At 73.3% G+C, this 9,706-nt stretch carries 11 protein-coding genes, 1 tRNA gene and 1 pseudogene; all 13 read left to right on the forward strand.

Annotated features, from left to right (window positions below; translation table 11 throughout):
* A pseudogene (locus CCN42_RS44420) lies at positions 1 to 493 on the forward strand (ATP-binding protein); the annotation flags it as partial.
* Between the two features lie 50 nt (positions 494 to 543).
* Positions 544 to 978, forward strand: a complete 435-nt coding sequence (locus CCN42_RS15115; RefSeq protein WP_086170350.1) for a roadblock/LC7 domain-containing protein — start codon at positions 544 to 546, stop codon at positions 976 to 978.
* Positions 979 to 980: 2 nt separating this feature from the next.
* Positions 981 to 1,352 carry a DUF742 domain-containing protein gene (locus CCN42_RS15120; protein ID WP_086736138.1) on the forward strand — a complete coding sequence of 124 codons (372 nt, stop codon included), beginning with the start codon at positions 981 to 983 and terminating at the stop codon, positions 1,350 to 1,352.
* The gene (locus tag CCN42_RS15125; RefSeq protein ID WP_245877289.1) at positions 1,330 to 2,007 is read left to right on the forward strand and encodes a GTP-binding protein; all 678 of its coding nucleotides are present in this window, start codon (positions 1,330 to 1,332) and stop codon (positions 2,005 to 2,007) included. Before CCN42_RS15120 ends, CCN42_RS15125 begins: the two co-directional genes overlap by 23 nt.
* 69 nt (positions 2,008 to 2,076) lie before the next feature.
* Positions 2,077 to 2,655, forward strand: coding sequence for a GAF domain-containing protein (locus tag CCN42_RS15130; RefSeq protein ID WP_086736140.1), 579 nt, complete (start codon positions 2,077 to 2,079; stop codon positions 2,653 to 2,655).
* Between the two features lie 179 nt (positions 2,656 to 2,834).
* A complete protein-coding gene (tdh, locus tag CCN42_RS15135) occupies positions 2,835 to 3,863 on the forward strand; it encodes an L-threonine 3-dehydrogenase (protein ID WP_086736142.1) in 1,029 nt (342 codons plus the stop codon).
* Between the two features lie 28 nt (positions 3,864 to 3,891).
* On the forward strand, positions 3,892 to 5,085 hold the full coding sequence (locus CCN42_RS15140) for a glycine C-acetyltransferase (RefSeq protein ID WP_086736144.1): 1,194 nt from the start codon (positions 3,892 to 3,894) through the stop codon (positions 5,083 to 5,085).
* A 17-nt stretch (positions 5,086 to 5,102) separates the two neighbouring features.
* Positions 5,103 to 6,053 carry a LysR family transcriptional regulator gene (locus tag CCN42_RS15145; RefSeq protein WP_086736153.1) on the forward strand — a complete coding sequence of 317 codons (951 nt, stop codon included), beginning with the start codon at positions 5,103 to 5,105 and terminating at the stop codon, positions 6,051 to 6,053.
* A 102-nt stretch (positions 6,054 to 6,155) separates the two neighbouring features.
* Positions 6,156 to 6,740, forward strand: coding sequence for a helix-turn-helix domain-containing protein (locus CCN42_RS15150; RefSeq protein WP_086736146.1), 585 nt, complete (start codon positions 6,156 to 6,158; stop codon positions 6,738 to 6,740).
* Positions 6,737 to 7,279, forward strand: a complete 543-nt coding sequence (locus CCN42_RS15155) for a GNAT family N-acetyltransferase (RefSeq protein WP_086736148.1) — start codon at positions 6,737 to 6,739, stop codon at positions 7,277 to 7,279. The genes CCN42_RS15150 and CCN42_RS15155 overlap by 4 nt, the downstream gene beginning before the upstream one ends.
* Before the next feature lie 30 nt (positions 7,280 to 7,309).
* Positions 7,310 to 7,669, forward strand: coding sequence for an MmcQ/YjbR family DNA-binding protein (locus tag CCN42_RS15160; RefSeq protein ID WP_086172990.1), 360 nt, complete (start codon positions 7,310 to 7,312; stop codon positions 7,667 to 7,669).
* A gap of 74 nt (positions 7,670 to 7,743) precedes the next feature.
* A complete protein-coding gene (locus CCN42_RS15165; protein WP_086736150.1) occupies positions 7,744 to 9,060 on the forward strand; it encodes an MFS transporter in 1,317 nt (438 codons plus the stop codon).
* A 106-nt stretch (positions 9,061 to 9,166) separates the two neighbouring features.
* Positions 9,167 to 9,240, forward strand: a tRNA-Pro gene (locus tag CCN42_RS15170).
* The last annotated feature ends 466 nt before the right edge of the window (positions 9,241 to 9,706 follow it).

Here is a 9,706-nt window from a genome sequence, read left to right on the forward strand (position 1 = left end):
CGGGGCGCACGAGGAGCGTCCGACCCCTGCGCAGGCCACGCCCGGGATCCGGCCCGAGGACCGGCCGGCCGTCGCCGAAGGCGAGGGCGTGCCGCCCGTGCCGCGCCGCGGCGGAGTCGTGCGCGGCACCATGGGCAAGCCGCAACTGCCCCGGCGCCGCGCCCAGGAGCACCTCGTCCCGCAGCTGCGCGGCGGCCCCGCCCCACGCCCGGACGAGGAGGAGCCCGCCGGGCACGACCCCGGCCTGATGGCGGCCTTCCAGCGGGGCATCGGCCTCGCGGAGGCCCAGCAGAGCCTGGAACCGGCGGGCGGTGCGGTCCTCGACCCGATGTCCTCCACCGGTCCGCACATGACGGTCGTACCGCCGCTGGACGTACGCCGCGTGGAGCCGCCGCGCGTCCCCCGGGCGTACCCCGCGCCCGCACCCGCGCAGGACCCGGCTCCCGATCACCGGACCACCGCCCGGCACGACGGGAGCGCACCGGCCGGATGACCGTTCCCACCACCACAACCCCCACCCGCACCCCAAGGAGTCGATGCACCATGGCGAGCGAAGCCCCCACCGGCCATGTATCCGATCTCGACTGGCTGATGAGCGGCCTCGTGCAGCGTGTCCCGCACACCAGCAGCGCGGTCCTCCTGTCCTGCGACGGACTGGTGAAGTCCGTCCACGGCCTCGATCCCGACAGCGCCGACCACATGGCCGCGCTGGCCTCCGGCCTCTACTCCCTCGGCCGCAGCGCCGGAGTCCGCTTCGGCGACGGCGGTGACGTCCGGCAGGTGGTCGTCGAACTGGACTCGACGCTGCTGTTCGTCACCACCGCCGGCTCCGGCACCTGCCTCGCCGTACTCGCCGGCCGGGAGGCCGACGCGGCCGTCCTGGGGTACGAGATGGCGATGCTGGTCAAGAGCGTCCGCCCGTACCTCGTGACCGCGCCCCGGCAGCACGCCGTCGAATCCACGGCGATGAGGCCTTGAGCGTGACGGCGGCCGGTGACGGGCCCTGGCTCGACGACGCGGCCGGACGGCTGGTGCGCCCGTTCGCGGTCAGCAACGGCCGCACCCGACCCACCGTCGCGCTCGACCTGATCTCGCAGGTGATGGCCACCGGGGCAACCCCCCTCGGCTACCTCGGCCCGGAACACACACAAGCCCTGGACCTGTGCCACGCGCCCCTCTCGGTCGCCGAGGTCGCCGCCCATCTGAAGCTGCCGGCAGCGGTCGCCAAGGTGCTGCTGGCGGACCTCCTCGACTGCGGGGCGCTCACCACCAAGCCCCCCGCGTTCCACCACACCCCCACGGACCGGGCCCTTCTGGAGGCAGTGCTCGATGGACTACGACGACAGCTCTGAGTACGGCGACGGCGGCCACGCGTACGGCGGCGGCGCCCCCGGCCGTGACGACGGCGTCCACGACGACGGCGCCGATCCCTTTCCCACCGCGCTGAAGATCCTCGTCGCGGGCGGGTTCGGGGTCGGCAAGACCACGTTCGTCGGCGCCGTCAGCGAGATCGCGCCGCTCAGCACCGAGGAACTCCTCACCACCGTCGGCGTCGGAACCGACAACCTCGACGGCATCGAGAACAAGATGGAGACGACCGTCGCCATGGACTTCGGCCGGATCACCCTCGACTCCTCCCATGTCCTCTACCTGTTCGGAACCCCCGGTCAGGAGCGGTTCTGGTTCATGTGGGACGAGTTGTCCGAGGGCGCGCTCGGCGCGGTCGTCCTCGCCGACACCCGCCGCCTGGAGGAGTGCTTCGCGGCCGTCGACTTCTTCGAGGAACGCGGCCTCGGCTTCATCATCGCCGTCAACGAGTTCGACGGCGCCCACCGCTACGACCCCGAGGAGGTACGCGCCGCGATCGACCTCGACCCGGCGATCCCCATCGTGCGCTGCGACGCCCGGATCTCCGCCTCCGGCGTGCAGACCCTGCTGACCTTGGTCCGGCACCTGATCGCACACGCGCCCGCCGTCCCCGCGCCGAGCCACGGCGCCCACCGGTGACACCCGCACCCCACCGCCCCACCGTACGGAGCCGCACATGACATCCGCCCCCAGCGACGGAGCCCGGCCATGAGCTACGACCCGCCGCGCCCGGCCGGTCGTCTGCTGCTCACCCCCGACGACAAGGAGGCCCCCGCCCGCACCCTGCGGCTGCGCGGCCTCGGTCTCGGACAGCGCCCGGAGCCCGTCCTCGACGACTACGCGGCCCGCCTCGCCGCACACACCGCGGCGCCGTACGCCATGGTGAACTTCCTGGACGAGAACGGGCAGTTCTACGCCGGGCTGCACGCCCCGGCCTTCGGTCCGGCCGTGCTCGACGGCGGCAACCGGCCGGTGATCGGCCGCCGGCTGCCCCGCGACCACGGCTTCTGCCCGCATGTCGTGGTGCGGCGCAAGGCGCTGGTCCTGGAGGACGTGGGCGACTATCCGCGGTTCGCGGGCAACCCGGTCGTCGACGAGTTCGGCATCCGCTCCTATCTCGGCGCCCCGCTCATCGACACCACCGGCTTGGTGCTCGGCACGGTGTCCGTCGCCGACACGACACCGCGGCCCTGGGGCCGGAGCGGTCTGGAGACCATCAAGGCGACGGCCGCGGACCTCGCCGTACGACTGGAGGGCGGCCCGGCGTACCGAACCCCTCCCGCGTGACCCGTCCGCGTTGACCCCTCCGGGGGGTGTGAAGCAAAGCTGTGGCGCTGCTTAAGAAAACCTCGATGGACCCGAGGCATCCTCGTACGGCAGATTGCTAGGCGATTCCACCCCTCTCCCCGTCGACGGGCTCCTTCGGCATGCCCGCGGCCGGGAACTCACCCTCAGGAGCCGTAGCGTTGAAGGCGCTGGTCAAGGAGAAGGCGGAGCCCGGGCTCTGGCTCGCGGACGTCCCGGAGCCCGCCGTCGGACCCGGCGACGTACTCATCAAGGTGCTGCGCACCGGTATCTGCGGCACCGATCTGCACATCCGGTCCTGGGACGGCTGGGCACAGCAGGCGATCCGCACCCCGCTGGTGGTCGGGCACGAGTTCGTCGGCGAGGTCGTCGAGACCGGCCGGGACGTCACCGACATCACGGTGGGCGACCGGGTCAGCGGCGAAGGCCATCTGGTGTGCGGCAAGTGCCGCAACTGTCTGGCCGGGCGCCGCCATCTGTGCCGCGCGACGGTCGGACTCGGCGTCGGCCGCGACGGGGCGTTCGCGGAGTACGTGGCGCTGCCCGCGTCCAACGTGTGGGTGCACCGCGTGCCCGTCGACCTCGACGTGGCGGCGATCTTCGACCCGTTCGGCAACGCCGTGCACACCGCGCTGTCGTTCCCGCTGGTCGGCGAGGACGTGCTGATCACCGGTGCCGGGCCGATCGGGCTGATGGCGGCGGCCGTGGCGCGGCACGCGGGCGCCCGCAACGTGATGATCACCGATGTGAGCGAGGAGCGGCTGGACCTGGCCCGCAAGATAGGGGTCACCCTCGCCCTGAACGTCGCCGAGGCGGCCATCGCGGACGGGCAGCGCGAGCTGGGCCTGCGCGAGGGCTTCGACATCGGCCTCGAGATGTCCGGCCGGCCCGAGGCGATGCGCGACATGATCGCCAACATGACGCACGGCGGCCGGATCGCCATGCTCGGCCTGCCGTCCGAGGAGTTCCCGGTCGACTGGGCCCGGATCGTCACCTCGATGATCACCATCAAGGGCATCTACGGCCGGGAGATGTTCGAGACCTGGTACGCGATGTCGGTGCTGCTCGAAGGCGGCCTCGACCTCGCCCCCGTGATCACCGGCCGGTACGGCTACCGCGACTTCGAGGCGGCGTTCGCCGACGCGGCGAGCGGCCGCGGCGGCAAGGTCATCCTCGACTGGACCGTGTGACTTCCGTACCTCTCTAGGAGCTTCTTCGATGTTCGACTCCGTGCGCGACGACCTGCGCGCCACCCTCGACGAGATCCGCGCCGCCGGCCTGCACAAGCCGGAGCGGGTGATCGGCACCCCGCAGTCCGCCACCGTCGGCGTCACCGCGGGCGGCCGTCCCGGCGAGGTCCTCAACTTCTGCGCCAACAACTACCTGGGCCTCGCCGACCACCCCGAGGTGATCGCCGCCGCCCACGAGGCGTTGGACCGCTGGGGCTACGGCATGGCCTCGGTGCGCTTCATCTGCGGCACGCAGGAGGTGCACAAGGAGCTGGAGGCCCGCCTGTCGGCGTTCCTCGGCCAGGAGGACACCATCCTGTACTCCTCCTGCTTCGACGCCAACGGCGGTGTGTTCGAGACGCTGCTCGGCCCCGAGGACGCGGTGATCTCCGACGCCCTCAACCACGCCTCGATCATCGACGGCATCCGTCTGTCCAAGGCCCGCCGCTTCCGGTACGCCAACCGTGACCTGGAGGACCTGGAGCGGCAGCTGAAGGAGGCCTCGGACGCCGGCAGGCGCCTGATCGTCACCGACGGCGTGTTCTCCATGGACGGCTACGTGGCGCCGCTGCGCGAGATCTGCGACCTCGCCGACCGCTACGACGCGATGGTCATGGTCGACGACTCGCACGCCGTCGGCTTCGTCGGCCCCGGCGGGCGCGGCACCCCTGAGCTGCACGGGGTGATGGACCGCGTCGACATCATCACCGGCACCCTCGGCAAGGCCCTCGGCGGCGCCTCCGGCGGCTATGTCGCCGCCCGCGCCGAGATCGTCGCCCTGCTGCGCCAGCGCTCCCGGCCGTACCTCTTCTCCAACACCCTCGCCCCGGTGATCGCCGCCGCCTCCCTGAAGGTCCTCGACCTGCTGGAGTCGGCGGACGACCTGCGGGTGCGGCTCGCCGAGAACACCGCGCTGTTCCGCCGCAGGATGACCGAGGAGGGCTTCGACATCCTCCCCGGCGACCACGCGATCGCCCCGGTGATGATCGGTGACGCGGCCGAGGCGGGCCGGATGGCCGAGCTGCTGCTGGAGCGCGGCGTGTACGTGATCGGCTTCTCCTACCCGGTGGTGCCGCAGGGCCAGGCCCGCATCCGCGTCCAGCTGTCCGCCGCGCACTCCACGGACGACGTCAACCGCGCGGTGGACGCCTTCGTCGCCGCCCGGGCGGAGCTGGCCGGCTGAGCTGAGACAATCGGGTGGTGATCGAAGCGCGGCGGCTCCACATCCTCCGTGCGGTGGCCGACCACCGCACGGTGACGGCGGCTGCCGCCGCGCTGTACCTCACCCCGTCGGCGGTCTCCCAGCAGCTGACCGCCCTGGAGCAGGAGACCGGCCACCGGCTGGTCGAGCGGGGCGCGAAGGGCGTGCGGCTCACCCCGGCCGGTGAGATCCTGCTCAGCCACACCAACCTGGTCCTCGCCCAGCTGGAGCGGGCCGAGGCCGAGCTGGCCGCGTACAGCTCGGGCGCGGCCGGCACGGTCACGGTGGCCGCCTTCGCGACCGGTATCGCGCAGGTCGTCGCGCCCGCCGTGGCCCGCCTCGCCGCGACCGCGCCCGGCATCGGCATCCGCGTCCAGGACGCCGAGGGCGACGAGAGCCTGCCGATGGTGCTGGACCGGCAGGTGGATGTGGCGGTGGCCGTGGAGTACCGGGGGGCGCCGTCCGCCGACGACCCCCGGCTGACCCATGTGCCGCTGTACGCGGAGCCGTTCGACGCGGTCGTCCCCGTCACCCACCGGCTCGCGGAGGCCGCCGAGGTGCCGCTGGCCGAGCTGGCCAAGGACCCGTGGATCGGCCCGTACCCCGGCAATCCCTGCCATGACGTTGTCGTCCTGGCCTGCGAGAGCGCCGGGTTCCAGCCGCGTCTCGAGCACTCCTCCGACGACTTCCGGGCCGTCGTGGCGCTCGCCTCGGCCGACGCCGGCGTCGCCCTGGTGCCGCGCTCCGCGCTGCGCGGCATGGACCTGACGGGGGTGGTGGTGCGGCCGGTGGACGGGGTCGCGCCCACGCGCCGGGTGTTCGCCGCCGTGCGCCGGGGCGCCGAGGGGCATCCGCTGATCCGGCCCGTGCTGGACGCGCTGCGCGAGGCCGCGGCGGGGCAGCTGCGGGAGACCGCCGACGGACAGCCGCGGCGATCCGCCGGAGGATAGGCGACGGACAGGCGGCCTGTGGCGGATACGAGTGACGACCGCCACAGCGGACCGCTTCCCGGATCCGAGACGACATCCCATATCTGGGATAGCCTCCCGTTCATGAAACAGCATGTCCTGGAGGCCGGTCCCGACCCCGTCGACGTCCGGCTCGGCGCCCGCCTCGCCGAGCTGCGCGCCGAGCACGGCTGGTCGCTCGGTGAGCTGGCGGAGCGCAGCGGTGTCAGCCGCTCCACCCTGTCGCGGGCCGAGCGGGCGGAGATCAGCCCCACCGCCGCCGTCCTGAACCGCCTGTGCCACGTCTACGGCCGCACCATGTCCCAGCTGCTCAGCGAGGTCGAGGCCGAGCCCGCGCTGCTGCTGCGCGCCGCCGAGCAGCCGGTCTGGGAGGACCGCGCGTCCGGCTTCGTCCGGCGCTCGGTGTCCCCGCCGCACCCGGGGCTGCGCGGCGAACTCGTCGAGGGCCGGCTCACCGCGGGCGCCGACCTCGCCTACGACCGCCCGCCCGTACCCGGCCTGGAACAGCACATCTGGGTGCTGGAGGGCGCCCTGGAGGTGACCGCGCAGGACATCGCGCACCGCCTCGACGCCGGTGACTGCCTGCGGCTGCGGGTCTGGGGCCCGACCCGGTTCCGCTGCCCCGGTCCCCAGGACGTGCGCTATGCGCTGGCGGTGGTGCTGCCGTGACCGTCACCCGGCTCGACGCGCGCCGGCTCCTCGACGAGATCGAGGACCTGGCGGACCTGCTGGCCGACACCGTGGCCGGTGGCGCCTCCGTCGGCTTCCTCGCCCCGCTCGACCCCGCCGAGGCCGCCGCCTGGTGGCAGGAGCGGGCCGCCGCCGTGGCCGGCGGGCAACTCGCCGTCTGGGCGGCGTACGAGGAGGACCGGCTGGTCGGCACGGTCAGCCTCGCCTTCCCCGACAAGCCCAACAGCCGCCACCGCGCCGAGCTGGTCAAGCTGATGGTGCACCGGGACGGCCGCGGCCGGGGACACGGGCGGCGGCTGCTCGACACCGCCGAACAGGCCGCCGCCGCGGCCGGGATCACCCTGCTGCACCTGGACACCGAGACCGACAGCCCCGCCGAGCGCCTCTACGGCGCGGCCGGCTGGACACGGCTCGGCGCGATCCCCGGCTACGCGGCCGATCCGGGCGGGGAACTGCGCCCCACGACGATCTACTACAAGCAGCTCGGCATCCCGGCGAAAACCGCTCCCACCAGGTGACTGTCAGTGGCAGGAGCTACCGTGCGGGGCATGTCGGACGCCGAAGACGTACGCCGGATCGCCCTGTCCCTGCCGGACACCACGGAGAAGATCGCCTGGAGCATGCCCACGTTCCGGGTGGCGGGCAAGATGTTCGCCACGCTGCCCGAGGAGGAGACTTCCATGGCGGTGCGCTGCCCCAAGGTGGAGCGCGACGAACTGGTCCTCGCCGAGCCGGGGAAGTTCTGGATCGCCGAGCACGAGGCCCAGTTCGCGTGGGTGCGGGTACGGCTCGCCGCGCTGGAGGACGAGGCCGAGCTGCGGGACATCCTCGCCGACTCCTGGAGACAGGCCGCACCGTCCCGGCTCCTCGACGCACACCCCGAGTTGGGGCTGCCGGCCACGGAGTGAAAACCCCTTGGGCGCATCCGGCGGCCGTGGCATGATCCCGGGCTTGCAGGGGCCGGAGGGAGACATGCCAAGTGATGTCCGGAAGACCGGTGGACGGACCCACCGGCAAGGGGGAACGCGGCGGCGACGCGCCACGGCTGTGGTCGCGGGACTTCGGACTGTTCTTCACCGCCCGCGCCGTCGCCCGGCTCGGGGACACCATGCTGCCGGTGGCGCTGGCCGCCGGACTGCTCCAGCACGGTTACGGGGCGGGTGCGGTCGGCCTGGCGATGGCCGCGACCGCCGCCACCTTCGCCGGGCTCGTCGTCTTCGCCGGGGTGATCGCCGACCGGTTCGCCACCCGCACCCTGATGATCTGGGCCGACGTCGCCCGGCTCGGCACCCAGGCCCTCGCCGCCGCGCTGTTCCTCGCCGACCATGTGGTGCTCTGGGAAATCTGCGCGATCGGCCTGGTCAACGGCGCCGCGGGCGCCCTGTTCCAGCCCGGCGTGGCCAGCATGGTGCCCCGCCTCGCCACCGACGTGCAGGGCGCCAACGGCGCGATCCGGGTCGCCGAGTCCATGGCCCAGCTGGCCGGACCCGCCGTCGCCGGACTGATCGTCGGCTTCGCCACCCCGGGCGGCGTGTTCGCCGCCCACGCCGCCACCTACGCGATCAGCGCCCTGTGCCTCCTGCTGCTGCGCCTGCCCCCGCTCGCCCCCGACCACCGGCCCACCGGTCACACCCCGGGCACCTTCCGGGCGGACCTGGTGGAGGGCTGGCACGAGTTCCGGTCGCGGACCTGGCTGTGGGCGGTGATCGCCGTCTGGTGCCTCTACATGATCGCCGTCTGGGGGCCGACCGGCCCGCTGGTGGCCGCCGAGGTGGTGCGCGAGCACGGCCCCGGCGCCTACGGTCTGGTCAACTCCGCTCTCGGAGCCGGCACCGTCGTCGGCGGACTTCTCGCCCTGCGGCTGCGCCCGCGCCGGATGCTGCGCGCGGGTGCCGTCGCCCTGACCGGCTTCGCCGCGTTCCCGCTCGCCGTCGGCCTCGGGCTGGCGGTGCCCGCCATGGCGGCCGGGGCCGCCGTCGCCGGGGCCGGCCTGTCGTTCTGGGGCGTGATGTGGGCGACCAGCGTGCAGACCCAGGTCCCGCCCGACGTCCTGAACCGCATCCACGCCTACGACGTGGCGGGCTCGCTGGCGATGATGCCGATCGGCCAGGCCCTCGCCGGCCCGGCCGCCGCCGCCCTCGGCGCCGAGCAGGTGCTCCTGGTCTCCGGGGTGACCAGCTTCGTCGTGGTGATCTCCCTGCTCGCCGTCCCCGCGATCCGCGGCCTGGTCCGCGTCGACCCGGTCCCCGGGCCCCGCGCGCCCGCCCCGGACAGGGCCACCCTGGTTCGCCCCGACTAGGCCGGGCCACCCCTCCCTGACGAAAAGGGGTGCGCGACCACCTACCTGAGTGCGGTATTGTTTCTCTGCGCGTTCGGCCAGGGGAAACCCCCAGGTCAGACGGCACCGGGACGTGGCGCAGCTTGGTAGCGCACTTGACTGGGGGTCAAGGGGTCGCAGGTTCAAATCCTGTCGTCCCGACGGTGCGAAGGGTCTTCGCGGGCGAGAGCCCGCGAGGGCCCTTGCTCGTTTTCCGGCGGTGAGGCCTCACCCGTGTCCCGGCGTGACCCGCTTCCGGCCGCCCGCTGCGCGTCTGCTGGCCGCCGGCCACCTGGACCGCCCCCCGTTCGCGCCGCGCGCGGCGCGNNCGCGCGTCTCCTTCTGACTCCTCCCGTCTCCCTGTCTCCTCCTGACTCCTCCGACGGACGGTTCTGAGTCACCGGGCCGCCGATGTCCGTAGCCATGGGTGAGGTTCGGACTCCGGATGGGAGGATGAGGCCGTCATGACGGCAGGGTGGGGTGCGCGCACGGTGCGGGCCGCGGTGTTCGCGGCCGTCTGTGTGCTGCTCGCCGCCCTGGGCCACGTCCTGATGTCCCACCGGCACGTGCCCGGCTGGACGCTGGCCGCCGGGTTCGCCGCGACCGGGCTGGCCGGCTGGGGGCTGGC

The sequence above is a fragment of the Streptomyces glaucescens genome (assembly GCF_002154375.1).
GTDB lineage: Bacteria > Actinomycetota > Actinomycetes > Streptomycetales > Streptomycetaceae > Streptomyces > Streptomyces glaucescens.